At 63.8% G+C, this 21098-nt stretch carries 23 protein-coding genes; 14 read left to right on the top strand and 9 right to left on the bottom strand.

Annotated features, from left to right (window positions below; genetic code table 11):
• Nucleotides 1-9 precede the first annotated feature (9 nt).
• Nucleotides 10-885 (top strand): helix-turn-helix domain-containing protein, encoded by an 876-nt coding sequence (locus tag APH34_RS00425; RefSeq protein ID WP_054899200.1) that lies wholly within the window; start codon nucleotides 10-12, stop codon nucleotides 883-885.
• A gap of 26 nt (nucleotides 886-911) precedes the next feature.
• Here the strand turns inward: APH34_RS00425 and APH34_RS00420 are convergent, their stop codons facing one another.
• The 6 genes from APH34_RS00420 to APH34_RS00395 all read right to left on the bottom strand — a co-directional run bounded on the left by APH34_RS00420 (nucleotide 912) and on the right by APH34_RS00395 (nucleotide 7177).
• Complete coding sequence (locus APH34_RS00420) at nucleotides 912-3302, bottom strand: TonB-dependent receptor (protein ID WP_054899199.1); 2391 nt, start codon at nucleotides 3300-3302, stop codon at nucleotides 912-914.
• 148 nt (nucleotides 3303-3450) lie between these two features.
• Entirely contained in the window at nucleotides 3451-4425 is a 975-nt protein-coding gene (locus APH34_RS00415; protein ID WP_054899198.1) for a FecR domain-containing protein, read from the bottom strand.
• Complete coding sequence (locus APH34_RS00410; protein WP_156358049.1) at nucleotides 4422-4970, bottom strand: RNA polymerase sigma factor; 549 nt, start codon at nucleotides 4968-4970, stop codon at nucleotides 4422-4424. Before APH34_RS00410 ends, APH34_RS00415 begins: the two co-directional genes overlap by 4 nt.
• Nucleotides 4971-4974: 4 nt before the next feature.
• Nucleotides 4975-5301 carry a DUF3325 domain-containing protein gene (locus APH34_RS00405; RefSeq protein WP_054899197.1) on the bottom strand — a complete coding sequence of 109 codons (327 nt, stop codon included), beginning with the start codon at nucleotides 5299-5301 and terminating at the stop codon, nucleotides 4975-4977.
• Nucleotides 5301-6875, bottom strand: coding sequence for a PepSY domain-containing protein (locus APH34_RS00400; RefSeq protein ID WP_054899196.1), 1575 nt, complete (start codon nucleotides 6873-6875; stop codon nucleotides 5301-5303). Before APH34_RS00400 ends, APH34_RS00405 begins: the two co-directional genes overlap by 1 nt.
• On the bottom strand, nucleotides 6872-7177 hold the full coding sequence (locus APH34_RS00395; protein WP_054899195.1) for a DUF3649 domain-containing protein: 306 nt from the start codon (nucleotides 7175-7177) through the stop codon (nucleotides 6872-6874). The genes APH34_RS00400 and APH34_RS00395 overlap by 4 nt, the downstream gene beginning before the upstream one ends.
• Before the next feature lie 103 nt (nucleotides 7178-7280).
• Between APH34_RS00395 and APH34_RS00390 the strand changes: the two genes are divergently transcribed.
• The 4 genes from APH34_RS00390 (at nucleotide 7281) to APH34_RS00375 (ending at nucleotide 11713) form a co-directional block, all read left to right on the top strand.
• Entirely contained in the window at nucleotides 7281-7826 is a 546-nt protein-coding gene (locus APH34_RS00390; RefSeq protein WP_177337006.1) for a sigma-70 family RNA polymerase sigma factor, read from the top strand.
• Entirely contained in the window at nucleotides 7823-8752 is a 930-nt protein-coding gene (locus tag APH34_RS00385) for a FecR domain-containing protein (RefSeq protein ID WP_054899193.1), read from the top strand. Before APH34_RS00390 ends, APH34_RS00385 begins: the two co-directional genes overlap by 4 nt.
• 107 nt (nucleotides 8753-8859) lie before the next feature.
• The gene (gene fecA / locus APH34_RS00380; protein ID WP_054899192.1) at nucleotides 8860-11187 is read left to right on the top strand and encodes a TonB-dependent Fe(3+) dicitrate receptor FecA; all 2328 of its coding nucleotides are present in this window, start codon (nucleotides 8860-8862) and stop codon (nucleotides 11185-11187) included.
• Between the two features lie 178 nt (nucleotides 11188-11365).
• Entirely contained in the window at nucleotides 11366-11713 is a 348-nt protein-coding gene (locus APH34_RS00375) for an HPF/RaiA family ribosome-associated protein (protein WP_054899191.1), read from the top strand.
• A gap of 66 nt (nucleotides 11714-11779) precedes the next feature.
• On the opposite strand, the gene APH34_RS00370 is transcribed toward APH34_RS00375, so the two are convergent.
• Both APH34_RS00370 and APH34_RS00365 read right to left on the bottom strand, forming a co-directional pair.
• Entirely contained in the window at nucleotides 11780-12187 is a 408-nt protein-coding gene (locus APH34_RS00370) for a response regulator (RefSeq protein WP_054899190.1), read from the bottom strand.
• A 54-nt stretch (nucleotides 12188-12241) separates the two neighbouring features.
• Complete coding sequence (locus tag APH34_RS00365) at nucleotides 12242-12418, bottom strand: Flp family type IVb pilin (protein ID WP_054899189.1); 177 nt, start codon at nucleotides 12416-12418, stop codon at nucleotides 12242-12244.
• 294 nt (nucleotides 12419-12712) lie between these two features.
• Here APH34_RS00365 and cpaB point away from each other — a divergent pair, with 294 nt between their 5' ends.
• Genes cpaB through APH34_RS00325 form a run of 8 tightly spaced genes read left to right on the top strand, consistent with a single transcriptional unit; the run spans nucleotide 12713 to nucleotide 20145 of the window.
• The gene (cpaB, locus tag APH34_RS00360) at nucleotides 12713-13657 is read left to right on the top strand and encodes a Flp pilus assembly protein CpaB (protein WP_054899188.1); all 945 of its coding nucleotides are present in this window, start codon (nucleotides 12713-12715) and stop codon (nucleotides 13655-13657) included.
• A gap of 18 nt (nucleotides 13658-13675) precedes the next feature.
• Nucleotides 13676-14950, top strand: a complete 1275-nt coding sequence (locus APH34_RS00355) for a type II and III secretion system protein family protein (RefSeq protein ID WP_082422698.1) — start codon at nucleotides 13676-13678, stop codon at nucleotides 14948-14950.
• The gene (locus APH34_RS00350; protein ID WP_054899187.1) at nucleotides 14947-16137 is read left to right on the top strand and encodes a pilus assembly protein; all 1191 of its coding nucleotides are present in this window, start codon (nucleotides 14947-14949) and stop codon (nucleotides 16135-16137) included. Before APH34_RS00355 ends, APH34_RS00350 begins: the two co-directional genes overlap by 4 nt.
• Nucleotides 16134-17390: a CpaF family protein gene (locus APH34_RS00345; protein WP_054899186.1), complete on the top strand. Its 1257-nt coding sequence runs from the start codon at nucleotides 16134-16136 to the stop codon at nucleotides 17388-17390. Before APH34_RS00350 ends, APH34_RS00345 begins: the two co-directional genes overlap by 4 nt.
• Nucleotides 17387-18268, top strand: a complete 882-nt coding sequence (locus tag APH34_RS00340) for a type II secretion system F family protein (RefSeq protein WP_054899185.1) — start codon at nucleotides 17387-17389, stop codon at nucleotides 18266-18268. The genes APH34_RS00345 and APH34_RS00340 overlap by 4 nt, the downstream gene beginning before the upstream one ends.
• Nucleotide 18269: 1 nt before the next feature.
• Complete coding sequence (locus APH34_RS00335; RefSeq protein WP_054899184.1) at nucleotides 18270-19157, top strand: type II secretion system F family protein; 888 nt, start codon at nucleotides 18270-18272, stop codon at nucleotides 19155-19157.
• Nucleotides 19158-19167: 10 nt separating this feature from the next.
• Complete coding sequence (locus APH34_RS00330) at nucleotides 19168-19869, top strand: tetratricopeptide repeat protein (RefSeq protein ID WP_054899183.1); 702 nt, start codon at nucleotides 19168-19170, stop codon at nucleotides 19867-19869.
• 15 nt (nucleotides 19870-19884) lie between these two features.
• Entirely contained in the window at nucleotides 19885-20145 is a 261-nt protein-coding gene (locus tag APH34_RS00325; RefSeq protein WP_054899182.1) for a DUF3613 domain-containing protein, read from the top strand.
• Nucleotides 20146-20152: 7 nt separating this feature from the next.
• Here the strand turns inward: APH34_RS00325 and APH34_RS00320 are convergent, their stop codons facing one another.
• Complete coding sequence (locus tag APH34_RS00320) at nucleotides 20153-20578, bottom strand: prepilin peptidase (protein ID WP_054899507.1); 426 nt, start codon at nucleotides 20576-20578, stop codon at nucleotides 20153-20155.
• A gap of 75 nt (nucleotides 20579-20653) precedes the next feature.
• Between APH34_RS00320 and APH34_RS00315 the strand changes: the two genes are divergently transcribed.
• Nucleotides 20654-21097 carry a TadE/TadG family type IV pilus assembly protein gene (locus APH34_RS00315; RefSeq protein WP_054899181.1) on the top strand — a complete coding sequence of 148 codons (444 nt, stop codon included), beginning with the start codon at nucleotides 20654-20656 and terminating at the stop codon, nucleotides 21095-21097.
• Nucleotide 21098: the final 1 nt, after the last annotated feature.

Raw genomic sequence — 21098 nt, 5'->3', positions numbered from 1 at the left:
GAATCGCCCATGACCCCACTCAGCCAGTTGCACGTGTTCAACGCCATGCACGCCTCCCCCCATGCGCGGCTGGAGCTCAGCGCGCACCTGGGCGACGGCCTGGCTGCGGCGCTGTGGAGCAACCGCAACGATGCCCGCGACTACCAGGCACCGAGCCATCACACCCTGTCGTGTTACATCGCCGACGGCACCGGTACCTTCCGCCGGCAGCGCCCGGCCGCCAAGGGCGCACCGGACAAACTGTGCATCATGCCCGCCGGTCATGAGTCGAACTGGGTGGTCAACGGCGAGATCCGCCTGGCCCACCTGTACATCAGCGAGGCGCAGTTCGCCCTCGGTTGCGTGCGCCTACTGGACCGCGAACCGCGGGAGTTGCAGTTGCAGGAGGCGACCTTTCTTGACGACCCGCAGCAGTCGGCGCGTTTTCGCCAACTGATCCGCCTGGCGTGGGATGAGCCTGGCGAGCGCTTGCTGGCCAGCAGCCTGGCGCACGAAATCGTCGATCACGCGGTACTCAGCCAAGTTGGCCTGCGCCAGGGCTTGCGCCTCAAAGGGGGGTTGGCGCCGGCCCTGCGTCGACAGTTGGTCGAATACATCGAAGCGCACCTCGACCAGCCCATTACCCTCGGTGAGCTGGCCATGCGCTGCAACCTCTCCGAATATCACTTCGCGCGCATGTTCCGCAGCAGCTTTGGTTTGCCGCCACACCAGTACCTGCTGGCACGACGGGTGCACCGGGCTTGCCAACTGCTGCGCCTGGGCCAGCTTGCGTTGGGAGAGGTTGCGTTGCTGTGCGGGTTTGCCAGCGCCAGCCATTTCAGCAACCGCTTTCGCCAGGTGCTCGGCGCAACCCCTGGCGAGTACCGGGCGGCCTTCACCCGCTAAGCGGGCCACTTTGTGGCCCCGACACATCAGAACTCGAACGTGCTCGACAGGCTCACCTGCCGCGCATCCCCGATGGCAACGAAGTACTGGTTCACCGCCGAGCTGTAGTAGACCTTGTCGAACAGGTTCTTCACGTTCAACTGCAGGCGCACGTTGTGGTCCTCGAACTGGGTCTCGTAGGTGGCAAAGGCGTCGGCGACGGTATAGCTCGGCAGGTCGAAGGTATTGGTCGCGTTGCCCGAACGCTCGCCTACATAGCGGGCCCCGGCCCCCACGCGCAGGCGATCACCACCGAACAGGCTACCGAAGTCGTACACGGCCGACAGCGAGCCGCTGTGCCTGGCCACGTTCTGCAGGCGGTTGCCCTCCAGGTCCGGGTCCTTGGTCACCTTGGCATCGGTGAAGGCATAACTGCCGATCAGGCTCCAGCGCTCGCTGAGCTGGCCGGTCAGGTCGAGCTCGACACCGCGCGAATTGACCTCACCGGCGTTGCTGTACAAGGTCTCGCCACTGCTGCTGTCGAAGTTGGCCACCAGCACATTGCGCTTGGTGATGTCGAACAGTGCCAAGGTACCGGTGAGCCTGCCCGGCATGTCGAGCTTGGCGCCGAGCTCCCAGGACTTGCCTTCCTCAGGTGCAATCGATGAGTCCAGCACCAAGCCACCGGTCAACGGCGCAATGCTCGAGTTGGGCTTGAACGACTCGCTGTAACTGCCATAGAACGACAACTGCTCATCGACCTTGTAGACCAGCCCGGCATGCGGCACCCAGGCCTGGCCACCGGTGTCGGTGTTGGCCTTGAACGGGCGACCGCGGCCTGCGTACTGGTCGTACTGCTGGAAGCGCGCACCGGCCACCAGGATCCAGTGGTCGTCCAGGTGCAACGCATCCTGCAGGAACACAGCGTCGGTGCGCAGCTTGTCGGTCTGGTCGCTGTCGCTGGCGCGCACGGTGCTGCCTTCCACTTCCTGGCCGTAGACCGGGTTCAGGTAGCTGAACGTGGACTTCGCGGTCTGGCGTATCAGGTCGGCGCGGAAGATCTTGCGGTCTTCGTGATCCAGGCCGAACAACAGATCGTGCTGCATCCCGGCCAGTTCGACGTTGCCGCTCAGGCTCAGGGTGGCGAACTGGTCGCGACTCATCGCGTTGTGGGTGCCATCGATGCTGCGCGTCAACGTACCCTTGGCTTCGTTGACGCCGGTCACGCGGACCTGGCTGGCGTCGTAGGTCTCGCGGTTGAAGCTGTAACCGAAGTGCAGTTTCCAGTCGTCGGCCAAGTGGTGATCGACCTCCAGCCGGTAAAGGTCGGAGCGCCCTTCCATGTCATTGAAGGGCTCGTCCAGGCGCCGCGTGGCCGGAATGTCCAAAGGGTGGCCATTGCTGCCAAAGGCCGTACCGCGGTCGAAGGGGGAGAGAAACTCGCGGTGCTCGTAGGCCAGCACTACCTGGGTATCTTCGCCCAGCCAGGCCAGCGACGGCGCCACTAGTGACTCACGGTGCACGCCAAAATTGCGCCAGTAGTCCTCATCTTCGTGGTCGACGATCAGGCGGTAGGCGAAGTTGCTGTCGCCCAGTGCACCCGTGCTGTCAAACCCCCCGCCACTGCCGTTCTTGCCACTGCCATAGGTAGAACCCCGTACGGTCAGGGCATTGTACTGCTGCAGTTGCGGGCGTTTGCTGACCACGTTGATCACCCCGCCCGGGTCCTGGATGCCATACAGCAGCGAGGCCGGCCCCTTGAGCACCTCGACCCGCTCGGTGCTGGCGTTGAGGCTGCGGCCCTGCACGACCGGCATGCCATCACGCATGATCGAGCCGTCGCGGTTGTCGCCAAAGCCCCGTTTCATCACGGTGTCGGAGGTGCCGCCGAAGTTGTTGCCCTGGGTGATGCCGCTGACGTTGGCCAGGGCGTCATCGAGGTTGCGCGGCGCCTGGTCGCGGAGGACCTGGGCTGGCACCACGTTGATGGCCTGGGGGATGTCCTGGGTCGGGCCTTGGCCGCGCATGATCGAGGCATTGGCCGGGGGCTGGTAGCTGTAGGTGTCCATCTGCGAGTTCACCGTGGTGGCCTGCAGGTTGAGTGCGCCAGAAGTATCCACAGGCTCGAGCGTCAGGGTCCGGGCATCGACGCGGCGCCAGGTCAGGCCGGCGTTGCCCAGCAACTGCTGCAGGGCCTGTTCAGCGCTGAACCGGCCGTTGAGGGCCGGTGCCTGCACAGCGGGCAGTTCGAGGGTGTACACCACGCTTTGCCCAGCGGCACGGCTGAAGGCGTTGAGTGCCTGGGCCAGGGGCTGGCTGGGCTGGGCGAAGGTGTGCAGTTGAACCTGTTCGGCGGCCAGCGCGCCAGGGGCAACGGTGACGGCTGCAAGCGCGGAGAAGCCAAGCCAGAGAGGGACGCAACGCGGGGTGAACTTCATGGACGCTGACCTATGAGAGGGTTATTACTGCGAATGAATCGCACTTCCACTCATTACACGGATGCCATGCCCTATTACCTCACCCGCTTTTGAAAATAATTTTTCCAGGGCTGACCCTGTTGCCGGCGATAAGGCCTGCTCACACAAACTACCTGACAACGGTCAGCCGCCCGAGCAACGTCTGCCTGGAAAACCCCATCACCTTGCCCAAGGAATCCAGCGCCACCAACGGCTCCTGAACCGGGAAACTGCCGCTGACCTTGCGCTGCCCCAGCTCACGGTCAAGCAGCACGATCCGCCCGGGGTAATACCGCCGCAAGTCCTCGATCACCTGGGTCAACGGCACCTGGTAGTAATCGACCCAGCCCTGGCGCCAGGCCAGGCGGCTGTCACTGTCCACGGTCAGGGTCTCACCCACGCGGCCACCGCCATATGCCACTTGCTGGTTGGCCGTCAGCTCACGGGCAGCCTGCCCCTGGGCCGGGGTGACGGCCACACGCCCACTGCGCACAGTGACCTGTGCGCCGTCAGCGTGGTCACGCACTTCGAATTCGGTACCGAGCACACGCACCTGCCCCCCCGCTGCTGCCACCACGAACGGCTCACCTGTGTGTGTGACCTGGAAGAACGCAGCACCATGCAACAGCCGCACACGGCGTTCACCCTGCTCAAAATCGACCGCAATGGCACTGCCCGCATCGAGGGTCACCTGCGAATGGTCTGCCAGCGTCACCTGGCGAATTGTTTCAGTGCTGCTGAAATCGGCGCGCAGGTCCTGTAACCAGTAACCCGGATGCCAGCCCCCCGCCACGCTCACCGCCAGTGCCAGGCACGCCGCCAGCGCCAGGGCGCGACGCCAGCGCCTTGGGGCAGGCGCCTTGGCCATGGCATCGAGGTAGCGCTGCAGGCCTGCCTGCTCTTGCTCGGCCAGGCGCGCTGCGGGCACCGCACTTGTCTGCCACAGCGCCTGGGCGTGGGCATAGGCTTGGCGATGCTTCGGGTCGGCCAGCAGCCAGCGCTTGAACGCCGCGCTGTGCTGCGCCTCGGGCTGCTCGTTGATACGGATCAGCCAGTGCAACGCCGCTTGCGAGGGGTCGGCGGTAGTCATGTCTGAATGGCTCATCGACGGTAGCTCCCAGGCCGGCGCATGGACGCGGGCTCGGCAATACTCGCCTTGCACGCTTCAAGGGCGCGCATCATATGCTTTTCTACCGTGCTCTGGGACAGTTGCATGGCCTGGGCGATCTCGCCGTACTTGCAGCCATGAATGCGGTTGAGCAGAAAGATCTGCCGGGTACGCTCGGGCAAGGCCCGCAGCGCTGCCTCGATGCACTGCAGGTCATGATCGACCTCCAAGGCCTGCTCGGGCGCCTGGGCCGAACACGCCTCATCCAGCGGCAGCGATGCTTCAGCGACACGTTCGCGGCTGCCTTCGCTGCGCAGGTGGTCGATGGCCAGGTTGCCCGCACAACGCAACAGGTAAGTATCCAGCGCTTCAACCTTGACCTCAGGGCGGCGCCAGAAACGCAGGAACAGCTCCTGGACCAGGTCCGATGCGGTGGCCCGGCAGCCGACCCGGCGGCTGACCAACGCCTCCATGCGTGCACGCTGGGCCAGAAAGACCTCAACGAAGCGTGCGCGGGGGCTTTCGCTGTCGGGCTCGATCACAGCGTCACCCGGCCACGACGGCCAGCAGCGGGCCCAGCACCACGCTGATGGCAGCCAACCCCAGCAGCAGCCGCGGCTGATAAGGCAAGACAAACACCCACAGGGTCACCCCGGCCATCAACACGGCGATCCATTCCACCAGACCATGGGCCCAGCCACGCTGGTGTACCGAGAGCACCAACGACACCAGCAACAACAGCCAACCGGCACTGCGCAGGCTACGCAACTGGCCGGGGCCGGGCTTGCGCCCAAGCAGCTCGTTGAAGTGCTTGTCCATCGCCAGGCACAAGCCGGCGAACCCGGCGAAGCCGATCAGGGCAATGCTCAGCATCAATGCACCTGCGCCGCTTGAGCCGTTGCCTTGGCCGTGCGGGGCGCGCGTTTGGCAACCGGCTTGGGGGCACGCAGCATTTTCGCTGCGGCCCAGGCCAGGAACACGCCGGTGGCCAGCGCCGTGAGGTCGAAGCCCGCCATGGCCCAGTCGCCAACCGCCAGGGAGTGGTCCAACCCTTGCCCGGTGGACAGCGCGTTGAGCAACGGCAGCAGGGTAAACGCCAGCGCGCCCAGCCCCAATTGCTCAGCCCAGGCGCGGCGCCCCGGGCGCAGCAGCGCGTGCACCAGCGACAGCGCCCAGAGCACGAAGAAGCTGTTGATTTCCCAATCGGCACGGCCCGCCAGCCCCACCGGCAGCAGGCGATTGGCCCAGAAGAATGCTGCCACGGCAAGCAGCAGGCCGCTCATGCTGGCAATGTTCAGCACTTCTACCAGCCGCAATTCGCCAGGGATGCGCTCGCTCTTGGCATGTTTGAGCTGGCGTTTGCCCAGCCACATTACCAGGCCCGTGCCGATCACCGCCGTTGCGGCCAAACCGAACACAAAGTACAGCCAGCGCAGCGCTGGACCTGCGTAGTTGCCCATGTGCAGGCCCGCAAGGCTGAAGGCGGTCATCATGGCCGGGCTCTCCGGTGCGCCCTGGCTCAGCAACACGCCGGTTGCCCCGTCGAATGTCCAGCTGGCGCTGCGCTTGTAGGCCACGTTATCGGCCGACGATTGGGTGAAGGTGACGCGGGCATTGCGATCGCCAGGGTTCTGCACCTGGATGAAGCCCATGCGGGCACCGGGGACCTGCGCCTGAACCTTGGCATACAGGCCTGCCAGCGGCACCAGGGGGGTGGCGACATTGGCCACCTGGGGCACCTCGTCGCGGCCGAACAGGTCGTTGAAATAGCCATCGCTGTTGCCGCCGTAACTCGCCAGGATACCGGCCGGCATGACCAGGTACATGAACAGCACCAGGCTGCTGTAGCTGATCATCAGGTGAAACGGCAGCACCAGCACGCCAATGGCATTGTGGCCATCCAGCCATGAACGCTGGCCCTTGCCCGGGCGGAAGGTGAAGAACTCCTTGAAGATCTTTTTGTGGGTGATGATCCCCGTGATCAGCCCGAGCAACATGATGAAGGCGCAGAGCGTCGACAGCCAACGCCCCCACGGATACGGCATCTGCAGCTCGAAGTGGAAGCGGTAGAAAAACTCGCCGCCGCGGCTGTCACGTGCCTCTACCGGCTGGCCGCTCTGGGCGTCCAGGCTCTTTCTGACAAAGCCCCGGCGCCCGCCTTCGGGGTCGCGCCAGCCCACATTCAATGCCGCTTCACGCTCACTGGGCAGGCGGATCATCCAGCTTGGAGAGTGCCCGGCGTTTGCCTGTAGGTAGCGCTGGGCCAAGCCCAGGCTGGCAAGTGGATCGAGCGCATGGCGGCGCACTTCAGGCTGTGCCCAGTGACTGATCTCATCCTTGAAGTACGACAACGTACCGCTGAGGAAGATGGCGAACAGTAACCAGCCGAAAATCAGGCCAGTCCAGGTGTGCAGCCAGGCCATGGCCTGGCGGAAGCCTTCCTTCATGGGTTTCTCATCCAGTAGGCGAGCCCGTTGACCATGCCCAGCAACAGGCTTGGCAGGATGACGCCCAACCAGGCGCGCCAGGCGCTACGGCAGGCGAAGCACCAGATGAAGGCCAACAGGTAGAAAACGAAAGATGACAGCAGGCCGGTCAGGGTGGCGTCGACCTGCGACAGCGGCACCAGCAGCGCAATGCAGATGCTGGCCATGGACGCCAGCAGATAGCCGCCCAACAACGCCGCCAGGCAGCGCGAAGCCACGGCCAGACGGTAGCTGACGGGAATTCCGGCGGCGGTGCGCTTCATGGCGAGGGTCCGGGAAAATTCGAGGTATCAATAATAATGATTTAAATTCTCATAAGCAAAGACTGAAAAGGTCGGTTGCCGAGCGCCTGGCTATATCACTACAATGCGAACAATTCTTACTACCAGTTGCGCTGCAGGGCGCCGGAGTATCACGGTGCCCAGCGCCCTTTCTTCCACGGTCGAAGGCCTTTACCACGCCCATCACGCCTGGCTGACCAGCTGGTTGCGACGGCGCCTGGGCTGCCCGCAAAGTGCCGCCGACCTGGCCCAGGACACCTATGTGCGCATGCTCCAGGCGCGCGAGGCACCGCAGTTGGTGGAGCCACGCGCGTTTCTCGCCACCGTGGCCAAACGTGTGCTGTGCAATCATTTCCGCCGCCAGGAACTAGAGCGCGCTTACCTCGAAGCGTTGGCTCAGGTGCCTGAAAACGTGGCACCGAGCGAAGAACAGAAGGCAATCATCTTTGAAACCCTCCTGGCGCTCGACCGTCTGCTCGATGACCTGCCCCCGCTGGTCAAGCGCACCTTCCTGCTGGCCCAGGTCGACGGCCTCGGCCAGGCCGAAATCGCCCGCGAGCTGGGCATTTCCCTGGCCACGGTCAAGCGCTACCTGAACAAGGCAGCGTTGCGCTGCTATTTCGCACTGTGAACACCTCGTTTTCTTCCCAAGTGGCCGAACAGGCCGTGCACTGGCTGATCGAGTCCCAGGGCGAGGATTTCGATCAGGCCCAGCAACAGGCGTTGCAGCAGTGGTTGCTGGCCGACCAGGAACATCAACGGGCCTGGGCGCATATCCAGCAGGTCAATCAACGCTTGCGGGGCGTCGCTTCGCCGGTGGTGCATGCAACGCTGCAGGCGCCCTCCTCGCCTGCCCGGCGCCGTGCCCTCAAGGCACTGCTTATGGTGGGGGTGGCCAGTGCCGCCGGGATGACCCTGCCTGGGTTCAACCCCTTGCCTGAGCTGATGGCCGACTACCGCAGCCCGGTCGGCCAACGTCGGCGGGTGCCGCTGGACGACGGCAGCGTGTTGCAACTCAATACGCGCAGCGCCGCCGACGTGCACTTCGATGGGCGCCAGCGCCTGGTGCGCCTGCTGGAGGGGGAACTGGCGCTGGATGTGGCACGCGATACGCGCCCTTTGTTGCTGAGCACTGCCGAAGGTGCGCTGCGGCTCGACAGTGGCCGATTCAACGTACGGGCGTTCGACGGTTTCAGCCTGGTCTCGGTGTTCAGCGGCACGGCCAGTTTCGCCGGCCAGGCGCTGCTGGCTGGGCAGCGGGCGCGGTTTACCGCACAGGGCTGGCGGGCCATTGCGCCGCTGGACCGCAATAGCGGCGCCTGGGTCGATGGCATGCTGGTGGCTTCGCAGATGCGCCTGACGGACTTCCTGGCCGAGCTGGGGCGTTATCGCCTGGGGCAACTGGGCTGCAGCGAACGGGTGGCCGACCTGCGGGTTTCCGGTTCCTACCCGCTGGATGACAGTGAGCGGATTCTGCAGATGCTTGAGGTGGCCTTGCCCGTACGCGTGCGGCGCTTTACCCGGTACTGGGTCACGGTCGAATCGCGAACGGGTTGAGGGCTACAGCGGCGGTTGGCACTCCAGATTTTTTTCAATCGGCTGAGCCCTTTTTCCAACCTCGCGTGACAGAGAAGGCAGACCCCCTTCTCAAAGGACCTTTCCCGATGCCCCTGCGCCCCACCCGACTCGTCCAGACCGTACTGCTCGCCACCAGCCTGGGTGTTGCCACACCCGTCCTGTTCGCTGCCCAAGCACGCACCTATCACATCGCCGCCGGCTCCCTGGAAGAGGCCCTGAACCAGTTCGGCCGCGAAAGCGGTGCATTGATCTCGTTTGGCTCGCAACTGACCCAGGGCCTGGACAGCCAAGGCCTGCAGGGCAATTACGACGTCGCCAACGGCCTGGATGCACTGCTGCGTGGCAGCGGCCTGCAGGCCCGGCAAGAGGCCGACAACGCCTTCAGCCTGCAACCGGTTGCGCCCGCCAGTTCCGGAGCAGCGGTCGAGCTCGGCGCTTCGACCGTGGTAGGCGACTGGCTGGGCGAGGCGCAGCAGGACAATGTCTTCGAGCACCCAGGCGCTCGCGACGTGGTGCGCCGCGAAGCGTTCGAACGCAGCGGCGCCACCACCGCGCGTGAAGTGCTCAACCGCATGCCCGGCGTAAACGCCCCGGACAACAACGGCACCGGCAGCCACGACCTGGCACTGAACTTCGGCATTCGCGGCCTCAACCCACGCCTGGCTTCCCGCTCGACCGTGCTGATGGACGGCATTCCGGTACCCTTTGCCCCCTATGGCCAACCGCAGTTGTCGCTGGCCCCCATCAGCATGGGCAACATGGATGCCGTTGACGTGGTCCGCGGTGGCGGCGCAGTGCGGTATGGCCCGCAGAACGTCGGCGGCATCGTCAACTTCGTCACCCGCGCCATCCCTGAAGAGGCGACGTTCAAGGCTGCCATGCAAAATCAGATCAGCCCCTCCTCCAGCCATGACGGCTTCAAGAACAGTGCCAACCTGTTGGTCGGTGGCACCAACGACAACGGCCTGGGCGGTGCCCTGTTGTACTCGGGGGTGCGCGGCGGCGACTGGCGTGAGCACAGCGACACCCAGATCGATGACCTGATCCTCAAGGGCAAGCTGCAATTGGACCCCGCCAACAGCCTGCATGCCATGGCCCAGTACTACGAGGGCGAAGCCGACATGCCAGGTGGCCTGAGCAAGGCGGACTTCGACGCCGACCCGTACCAGTCCACGCGCCTGAAAGACAAGTTCTGGGGCCGCCGTACACTGTTCAACTTCGGCTACGACTACAAGCAGGACGACCGCCAGTTCAGCGTCAACAGCTTCTTCACCAAAACCCTGCGCAGCGGCTACCTGGACCAGGGCAGCTTCATTTCCCTGTCGCCACGCGAATACTGGGTGCGCGGCATCGAAACGCGTTTTTCGCAAGGGCTCGCCCTGGGCCAGAGCTGGCATGAACTGGGTATCGGCTACCGCTACATCAACGAAGCCGGCCACGAACTGCGCTTTCGCGAACCGGTCAATGGCAACCTGCCTACCACCGCCAGCCGCAACGACCGCGACACCCGTGGCAGCACCGAGGCCCATGCCATCTACCTGGATGACCGCATCGACATCGGCCGTTGGACCATCACACCGGGTGTGCGCTACGAGATGATCGACTCTGCTCAGAGCAACTCACTCAACGGCCAGCGCTACCAGGGCAGCTACAACACTGCCCTGCCGGCGTTGAACGTGATGTACCACCTGACCGACCGCTGGAACCTGTATGCCAATACCGAAGGCTCGTTTGGCAGCGTCCAATACAGCCAGATGCCCAACCGCGTCACCCGCGGCGAGGTCAAACCGGAGAAGGCACGTACCTGGGAAGTCGGCACCCGCTACGACAACGGCGACCTGCAAGCCGAGATCGGTGCGTTTCTGATCAACTTCGACAACCAGTATGAGAGCAACCAGACCAACGACTCGGTGATAGCCCGCGGCGAGACCCGCCATCAAGGCATCGAGACCAGCATTCGCTACGCCTTGGACAGCATCAACCCGGCGCTGGCAGGCTTCGATGTACATGCCAGCTATGCCTTCGTGGATGCGACCATCCGCGAGGACGGGCTGAACAAAGGCAATCAGGTGCCATTCTCGTCGCGTCACAAAGGCGACCTGGGCGTGGGTTACACCGAGGGGCCATGGCAATGGAACCTGGATGGCAGCTTTCAGAGCAGCCAGTATGCCGACAACGCCAATACCCGCGCCGAGAGCGCAGACGGCAGTACCGGCCGCATCCCTGGCTACATGCTGATCAGCACCCGAGCTGGCTACGACTTCGGGCCACAACTGTCGAACCTGAAGGTGGCAGTGGGGGTCAAGAACCTCTTCAACCGTGAGTACTACACGCGCTCGTTCGATGACAACAACAAAGGTAAGTATGTGGGTGAGCCACGCACCTTGTATGTGCAGACATCGGTCGCGTTCTGATCCAGAGGGGGCCGTTTTAAGGTTCCCCGGCTGAATTTGCAACAGAACATTTATTTTCACAAAGGGGTTGAATTCACGCCTCGGTTGCCTGACCTTAGAGTCAAGAGGCGAAAAAATTCCAGGGGCCTCAATGGCCTAGGCACGCCTCCATGCGAGCAAGCTGAATAAGGATTGAATCATGCAAATCCAGGTCAACAGCAGCAACCATATCGAAGGCAACATCCGTCTCAACGAGTGGGTGCGCAGTACACTGCAAGCCACACTCGAACGTTACGAGGAGGACCTCACCCGCATCGAGGTGCACCTGCGCGACGAGAACGGCGCCAAGCCCGGCCCGCATGACAAACGCTGCCAGATGGAGGCTCGCCCGAAAGGTCACCAACCCATTTCCGTGACCCACACTGCCACTTCGCTGGACCAGGCGGTCGACGGTGCTGCCAGCAAGCTGAACAACGCCCTGGAGCATTTCTACGGCAAGCTGCGCAGCAAGCGTGGGGTACTGGAACTGAATGACCCTGACGCCTGATCTGCACATATGAACGAGAACGCCCGGCCATGAGCCGGGCGTTTTCGTATCCGTTCTGGCAGGTCACTACTTGACCACCTGCAACCGTGGCTGAGGAAACAGGTTGTCCAGCGTCTCCAGCAACCGTGCGTAGTAGATGGGTTTACGGAAGAAATCCAGCACCTGCAGACGCAGCAGGTCGCTGACATCATCCATCCCTGCATGCCCCGACATGACGATCACCGGCAGATGCTGGCGGGCCGTATGATCACGCAGGCGCTTGACCAGGCCGATACCGCTTTCTTCGGGCATGCACAGGTCAGTGATGACCAGCGCCACGTCCGGATAGCGGGTGAGCTGCTGCAGGGCCGCCTTCACCGAAACGGCGGTATGGCACCAGAACCCCGCGTTTTCCAGCAGTTCGGCCAGCTCCAGCAGGACCTCTTCCTCGTCGTCCACCAACAGTATTTGCTGACGCGAGGAAGAGTGCTGCATGCCTGACTCCTGTGCGCCGGGTTCGATGGCGCTGTTCAACGTACAGTGGGTTGGTCACAAAATCCCCTGGATGGTCGTGAACATCGCGCTGATCTTGCCGGAGATGCCGGTCACGAAGCCCGCCAGCACCACCGCCACCATCGCGGCGATGACGGCATATTCGATACCGGAAGCACCGTCCTTGCGGCGCACGAAGTTCTTGCAGTGAAGGATGACCTGTTTCAGCAACATGACCAGCTCCTTGCGGCGATGACGCCGACGTGAATAGTGTCAAAGTGACACCCATCTGCCATCAAAGAATTGCCAAGCTACGGGCGTCTGCAAATATAAAAAGGCATTAATTAACAAGTGATAACTAGAAAGTATTAATTAGCTCAGTTTTTATTAACCTACTGTTTTAATTGGTTTTTCACCTCGGCCTCAAAAAAAATCGCGGCCCTCATGGCGAACGGCGATGACTGCGCTACCGTGCAATAGCGAATAGTGACCTTTTGCCACTACTGGATCAGTGCATGGAGGCCCGCAATGAGCAGTCGCTTGACCCTGCTGTTGGCTGCCCTGTTTCTGCTGGCTGCACTGCTGGCAGGGTATTGGGGGTTTGCGCTGAGCCGCCCGGCTGTACAACCTGAGCCGGCCGCGCCGCTCATCGAACAGCCGGTTGCGGTGAGCCCCCCTACCGCCCCCCAGCCACCAGAGCCGCAGCGCTCGCCTGTTGTAGTGTTGCGCAAGGCGCTGCCAGCCAATACGCCAGTGACCGAGGACGATGTGCTGGTCGAGCGCCTGCAGGTGGTGCCACCCGGGGCCTTGCAGCAGGTCGAGCAGGTAATCGGCCGTAGCAGCGCCAGGCCCCTGGCCGCTGGTAGCTGGCTGGAGGAAGCGAGCTTCCAGGCTGGCGGGCCGCTGGCACGGATGATCCGCGCCCACGAACGCGCGGTGGCGGTGGGCGTGGACGAGGTGGTCGGCGCGGCTGGGCAACTGTACCCCGGTGACTATGTCGACGTGCTGGTGTACCTGCGCGAGGAAGCCAGCAACCCGCAGTCTTCCGCCCAGGTGGTGTTGCCGGCCCTGCGGGTGCTCAGTGTCGGCGAGCAGATGGGCCTGGCCAATGATGGCCGCCCGGCACAGACCGCCGAAGAGCAGAAGGCCCGACGCGAGCAGGCGCCCTCCGGCAACTTTTCAGCCACCCGCACCGTAGTCCTGGCGGTACCGCAAGCCCTGGCCAGCCGCTTGATGCTGGCGGCACAGGTCGGCACCTTGCGCCTGGCCGTGCGCAGCGCCGACGAACAGCGCCTGGCCCGCTACTGGTCCGAGCCCAATGCCAGGGTGCAAGTGGAAAACAGCAACCGCGAACTCTATCGCTTCAGCCAACTTTCCCAGACCCCGGTGGCCAGTGCGGTACCCGGCAAGGTCGCAGCAGGCATGCAGATCATCCGCGGCGCGCAGGCCGCCGATGCCGACAAGACTCCCTGACAAGGCAAGGATGCAGAGATGCGTAGTTCCAGGCGTTTTGGCCCCAAGCGTTGTGATTCCTGGCGACCGTTCGCCCAGGTGTGCGTTGGCCTGTTCCTGGCGGCGGCACTGGCCCAGGCCAGTGCCGCAGGCAAAGGGTGCGACGCACTTGCCCAGTTGCCCACGGTGATCGAGATGGATCAGGGCCTGCAGCAGGAACTGCGGCTGCCCTTGTCGATCAGCCGCGCGGCCATCGGCGACCCCAAGGTCGCCGACGTGCAAGCCAGCGGCGACCGTGCGGTGCTGATCACTGCTGTAGGTCAGGGCAATACCACCCTCATGTTGTGGACTGCCTGTGCACCGGCGCCGCACCGGGCCATGCTGTTCATCAAGGGCAGAGCCAGCGTCGACGTGGCCGAAGGTGGCCTGCCGCCGTCGCTGGATGCGCAGTTGCCCAGCCAGGTGCAAGCCGATATCCGCTTCGTCGAAGTGCGCCGCAACAAGTACAAGGAGGCCGGCGCGCGCCTGTTCTTCAGCGGCTCCAACAACAGCCTGATCGGCTCCCCGGGTACCGTGCCCGGGACATCGATAACACCCGGTGCGGTGCCAATCACACGCCCCGCCATCCCCCTCGACGACAATGTGTTCAACATCGTCTGGGGCGGCGGCAGCAGTCGCTTCATTGCGGCCATCAACGCCCTTGAAAACAGCGGCTTCGCTTACACCCTGGCGCGCCCCAGCCTTACCGTGCTCAGCGGCTTGACGGCCAGTTTCCTGGCCGGTGGGGAAATCCCGATTCCAGTGCCCAGCGCCGGCAGTGACAACGTCTCGATCGAGTACAAGGAGTTCGGTGTGCGCCTGGCCCTGACCCCCACAGTGATCAGCCGTGACCGCATCACGCTCAAGGTGGCGCCCGAAGTGAGCGAGCTCGACTACACCAACGCGGTGAACATTGCCGGCACTCGGGTGCCGGGGCTGAGCGTCAGGCGCACCGACACCAGTATCTCCCTGGCCGATGGCGAGAGTTTCATCATCAGCGGCCTGGTCAGCAACAACACCCGTTCATCCGTGGACAAACTTCCCGGGCTTGGCAACCTGCCGGTCCTCGGGGCGTTTTTCCGGCAGTCGGCCCTGGTGCGTGAAGAAACCGAGTTGCTGATGATCGTCACCCCGCACCTGGTCCAGCCACTAGCCGCCAATGCCCGCCTGCCGCAGCTCCCCGGCGAGCACCTGCGTACCTACGACCCCAGCTGGGGGCAGCTGTTCTTCATGGAAAACGGCAACTTCGACGGCCAAAGCGGGTTATCACGATGAACGAGAGCCTCAACCAGACCTTTCTGGCCATCACTCGCAACGAAGAAGACATGCAATGGCTGCAGGCGGCGCTGGCCCCTCAGGGGCAGGTGATCGGCGCCAGTGGCGGCAGCCTCGATGAGTTGCTGGCGCTGGTCAACGCGACCTTCAGCAACCTGGTATTCATCGGTCTGGACCGCGAGCAGTTGGTCAGCCAGTGCGCGCTAATCGAGGGCGTACTGGAGGCCAAGCCGATGCTGGCGATCGTCGCCCTGGGCGATGGCATGGACAACCAGTTGGTGCTGCATGCCATGCGCGCCGGCGCCCGTGATTTCGTCGCCTACGGCTCACGCGCCAGCGAGGTGGCCGGGCTGGTGCGGCGTTTGGGCAAACGCATGCCCACCGTGACCAGCAACCCCAGCCTGGGCGGCCTGACCGTACTCTACGGCGTGCAGAGCAGCGCCGACGGGGCGTTGTTGACCACACACCTGGCGCGGGTGGTGCAGGAAAGCGGCCAACGGACCCTGCTGCTCGACCTGGGTTTGCCCCGGGGTGACAGCCTGGCCTTGCTCGGGCTAGAGGCGTCGTTCTACTTCGGCGATGCCCTGCGGCACCTGCGCCGCCTCGACACCACCTTGATCGACAGCGCCTTCACCCGCGACAAGAAAGGCCTGCGCCTGCTGTCGTATGCCGAGAACGACGAGCCGCTGCAGCAGACCAGCGCGGCCGAGCTGTACATGTTGCTGAGCGCACTGCGCCAACACTTCCAGCACATCGTCGTGAACCTCACCGGGCATGCCGACAGCGAAGCCCTGCGTACCATCGTCAGCCACTGCGACAAGCTCATCGTCTACACCGACCAGAACATCCTTGCCTGCCGGCGCAACCTCGAAGTACTGGAGCTGTGGCGTGACCATGGCATCAAGCTGGAGCACGCCAGCCTGCTGGTGGACCGCTACCTGGCCACGGTCGCACCGGATGCCGACAGCCTGGCCAAGCGTTATGGCTTGCCGTTGCTGAAGATCATGCCGTACAGCCCCGAAGTTCGGATGAACGTGAAGAACCAGGGCCTGAGCCTGTTCGAACTGGCCCCGCGCGAAAACCTGACCCAGGCCCTGCGGGGTCTGGGTGAACGCCTGGCACAGCGCTCGGAAAGCCTTTCGCCACCGGCCTTCCCCTGGCTGCGTCGGCTGTGGGGGAGCAAATGAACAGCGACCAACCCTTTGGCGGCCAGCACCATGCCTCGGCCGATCCCCATGCACTCAAGCGTGCCCTGCACCGTTTTGCCATCGATGCCATCGAAGACAGCGGCCGCAACCTGCTGGAAGGCACCCGTCCGGCCCTCACCCAGTTCGTTCTGGAGCAGGTAGGCGATTACGTTGCCCGCCTGCGCCTGGCGCTGTCACGTTACGAGATGGAGCGTCTGGCCGAGGAACTGGTCGATGAGCTCACCGGGTTCGGCCCCCTGGAGGTGCTGCTGCGTGACCCCAGCGTCACCGAAATCCTGGTCAACGGGCCGCACCGGGTCTTCGTCGAGCGGGCCGGGCAGCTGCAACAGACCGACCTGCGCTTTATCGACGCCCACCACGTCGAGCGGGTGATGCAGCGCATCCTCGCCCCGCTCGGGCGACGCCTGGACGAATCCTCGCCAATGGTCGATGCCCGCCTGCCCGATGGCAGCCGGGTCAATGCCATCATCCCGCCTGTGGCGCTGGATGGCCCCTGCCTGTCGATCCGTAAGTTCCGCCAGGACATGCTCAAGAGTGCCGACCTGCTCGCCACCCGTGCTATCGACCAGCACATCTTCGACTTCCTCGAGCGTGCCGTGGGTCGGCGCTGCAACATTCTGGTCAGCGGTGGCACGGGCACCGGCAAGACCACCCTGCTCAATATCCTCAGCCAGATGATCGCCCCGCGCGAGCGCCTGGTGACCATTGAAGACGTTGCCGAACTGCAATTGCACCACCCCCACGTGGTGCGCCTGGAAACCCGACCACCCAATGCCGAGGGGCACGGCGAGATCAAGGCCAGCGAGCTGATCCGCAACGCCCTGCGCATGCGCCCTGATCGCATCATTCTGGGCGAGATCCGTGGGACCGAAGTGCTCGATGTGCTGACCGCAATGAACACCGGCCACGACGGCTCGATGAGCACCGTACACGCCAACACCGCTCAGGATGCGTTGCTGCGCCTGGAAACACTGGTTGGCCTGAGCGGGCGCCAGATTGCCGAAAAAACCTTGCGGCAGATGATCTGCGCAGCACTTGACGTGGTGATCCAGTTGACCCGCCTGGCCGACGGCCGGCGTTGCGTCAGTGAAGTGCTGGAAGTGGTGGGTGTGCGCGACGACGTGTACGTGACCAACACCTTGTTCCGCCTCGACCGGCGCAGCGGCGACGCGTTCTTGCGGGAAGCACCGAACCCAGCGGGGAGCAAGTTGCGCCATGAAGGTGTGCAGTGATCGGCCCGCTGTTGCTGGCATTGGCGCCGCTGTTGCTGGGCATGGCGTTGCTGTTGTTCCGCCGTGGCCTGTACAAGCGCAGCGAACAGCGCATTCTCCAGCGCCTGGGACGCGCGTTTGAGCTAGTACGCAGTGGCACTCCCCGGCGTGACTGGCTCGCCCCCCTACTGCAACGTGCCGGCCTGGGTGCAAGCGACTGGCACCCGCAGCGCTGGGTGCTGGCCTGGTTGAGCCTGGTGCTGTTGGCGTTGCTCAGTGCAGGTTGGGTCGCCGGCCTGATGCTGCTGCTGGGCCTGCCGCTGGTGGGGTACTGCATACTCGGTTGGTTGTGCCGCCAGCGCGTACGCCAACTGGTCGAACAGTTGCCCGCGCTGCTGGACTACAGCGTGCGCAGCCTCAAGGCCGGGCGCACCCTCAATGACGCTGTGCTCGGGGGCATCAACAGCGCCCGCGAACCGCTGCAGTCGACCATGGCGCGGGTGCGGCGCAACGTGCAGTTAGGCGTGCCGCTGGATGAAGCAGTCAATGAACTGGCCGAGCTGTACGACCGCGATGAGCTGCGGCTGTTCGCCATGGGTTTGCGTATCAACCAGCGCTACGGCGGCAACACCAGCGAACTGATGGAAAACCTGATCAAGCTGATCCGCGAGCGCGAGCAAGGCGCCCGCCAGCTCAAGGCCATGACCGGTGAAACCCGTATCACTGCGGTGATCCTCGGAGCCTTGCCGCTGTGCATGGTCGCCTATTTCCTGATGGCCAACCCGCATTACCTGCTGGCCATGTGGCAAGACAGCAGCGGCCAGATGATGCTGCTGTTGGCGTTTGCCCTGCAGGTGCTCGGCTGCCTGGTGCTCTGGCGAATGATGAGGAGCCTCTGACATGGCGTTACTGCTCTGTGCGTTGTGCCTTTTTGCTGCGGGCGTGTTGCTTGGCCTGCAGGCCGTTCGCCAATTGCGTGCCCGCCACCTGGTGGCGCGACGGCTACAGGGGCGGTTGGATCAGGAGGAACGGCTGGGGAACTGGCTGCACTGGCTGGGCAGCAGCCCCTTGGGGCAACGTCTGCAACAGCTCGACGGCGAAACCCAGGCCCTGCTCGACCGTGTCGGCTGGCGCCGCAGCCGCCAGCGTGCGCTGTTCGCTGCTGTGCAACTGGGGCTGCCACTGCTGGCAGTGGCGCTGACCTTGCTGTTTCAACAGGGGGTGTTGGGCGGTGGCGTTGTGCACTGGCTGATGTGGCCGTTGTGCGCCCTGGGCATCGGTTACCTGTTGCCCAAGCGCCTGCTGGCAGCCGTCGCCAAACGCCGCCAGCAGCGTATTGCGTTGGAAGTGAGCCTGATGATTCCACTGCTGCGCATCCTCTTCGAAACAGGCCTGGCCGTGGAGCAGGCGTTGCGCGTGCTGAGCCAGGAGGGCCGCCCGCTGGTACCGCAGATCAGTGAGGAACTGCGCCAGGTGCTGCAGCGTGTGGACTCGGGTTTGGCGCTCGGCCCGGAGCTGGAAAAGACCGCGCGCATGCTGGCTGTGGACGAATTCATCGATACCTGCGTCATTCTCCAGCAGTTACTGATTCAGGGCAGCGGCGCGATGAAGTCGCTGCAGGGCCTGAAGGAGCTGCTCGATGACCGGCGCCTGACGCACATGCAGGAACGGGTATCGAAGATGTCGGCAAAGATGTCGGCGGTGATGATGGTGTTTCTGTTTCCGGCGTTGCTCATCGTGCTCGCCGGGCCTGGATTTTCCGCATTGGCGCGCGCCTTGGGCACCTGAGGAGAGAAGGATGAAAGCAATCCTGTTGTTCACCAGCCTGATGCTGCTTGGCGGTTGCGCTGGCCAATCGACAGAAGGCTTCGGCCAATTGTTCGGCACATCGACCTGCACCAAGCCTGATGCCGACCAGCAACTGGCGCTGAACCTGGCGGACGAGATGTTCAACGAAGGCCGTCCGCACGCCAGCCTCGCCCACCTGGAACAGTTGCCGGACACCCTCGCCCAGGTACGCCTGCGCAAGGCCAGGGTCTCGCGCCTGCTGGGGCGCAGCGAGGCAGAACCGTTGTACCGCAGCCTGCTCGGTGGCTGCCTGGCGGCTGAGGGTGAACACGGCCTGGGCCAGCTCGCCTCGGCCCGGGGCGACGACGTACAGGCGTTGCAGTACCTGCAGCGCGCGGTGCACCTTGCCTCCACCGACGAGCGTATGCGCAACGACCTGGGTGTGGTGTTGATGAGCCTGGGGCGTTTTGATCAGGCGCGGTTCGAGTTCCTGACCGCGATCGAACTGAAAGACGACAACCCGCTCCCGGCCGTCAACCTGGTGACCCTGTCGCTGCTACAGGGCAACTGGCAACAAGCGACCGACTTGGTGGGTCGTCTGCGGCTCAAGCCTGGCCAGTTTGCCGAAGCACAGGCCCGTGCGAGCCAGATCAAGGCCACAGGCCGTGGCCCGATTGCCTCGGCCAGTGGTGCAGACGTGGTGCTCAACTGAGGAATGGAGGTAGTCATGATCAAATACCTGATAGTGCTGGCCTGCTGCGCCAGCGCCGCTATGGCACAAGCAGAAGCGCCCATCCGCGAGCAGCAGGCGACGCAGACAGCGACCGAAGCGCTGTTGCAGGTGCAGGCCAGCGGCGAGCAGGCCTCGAACCGGTTGCAGGTGCAGACGGCACGGGAGCGCGACCTGTCGATGCAGCGCTGGTTGGAAAGCTACAAATACGCCATCCCGGATTTCTTCCGCTGGACCAAGGTGTCGTCGAACAATTGACCGGCGCTTACTGCAGGCACGCACTGGTCAACAGAAAGCCCACCAGCACGTAAGGCGCGAACGGCTGCTTGTCAGCCGTCTGCCCTGCCCTGCGCCGCCGCAGCCCGATCCACAGCAGCAGCGCGGCGGCGGCACCGATGAACGTGCCAAGCACGTAATCCTGACTGGTGGCCAGGGCCAGCGCGCCGAGGAGCTTCACATCGCCGGCGCCGAAGCGGCCGAGCACGTAACCTGGGAGAGTCAGCAGCAGGACGATGGCCAACGCCCAGCCGGTATCACCGGGCTGGGCACCGATCCAGCTGCGCCCGGTGGCGGCCAGCCACAGCAACGCACAGGCGCCGACACCCAAGGTCAGAAGGTTGGAGATCTGCCGTTCGCGGATATCTTGTCCGCTACATGCGGCAAGCCAAAGCAGCAAGGCAACACTGGATATTGGCAATTGGCCATCCCTGTTCGTCGAACGCTTCTATGCTGTAACTCAGGACTCTCGGTCAGGGTAGACGCAATCATGCAAGCAAACCCGGCAGGACGGCAAAAAGGGGCGGCAGCGATCGAGTTCGTGGCCGTCTTCATGATCTTTTTCGCGGTGTTTTACGGCCTGGTGAGCTACACCCTACCGATGCTGATGCTGCAATCGTTCAACCAGGCCAGCAGCGAAGCAGTGCGCCGCTGCGTCGCCCTGGACCCGAACAGTGCCAGTTATGCTGCCGATGTCCAGACCGTGGCACGTGAGGCGCTGCGCCAGCAGTTGGCCTGGATGCCCGCGGCATTAAACTTTCTGCCTGCCAGTGACGCGCAGGTGAGCCTGGACGCGAACCGGTTGCTGAAAGTGACCATCACGTACCCAAGGGCAAAACTCACCAATGTGCTGCCGCTGCTGGTAATACCCGTAATTGGCGAAGTGCCACGCCTACCCGCAGAGTTACGCGCCGAAGCGAGCCTGCAACTGTGAG

This window comes from Pseudomonas sp. NBRC 111131, assembly GCF_001320525.1.
In the GTDB taxonomy this organism is placed as follows: domain Bacteria; phylum Pseudomonadota; class Gammaproteobacteria; order Pseudomonadales; family Pseudomonadaceae; genus Aquipseudomonas; species Aquipseudomonas ceruminis.
Note: the sequence above shows the minus strand (reverse complement) of the source record. Positions and strands in the feature narration are given on the sequence as shown.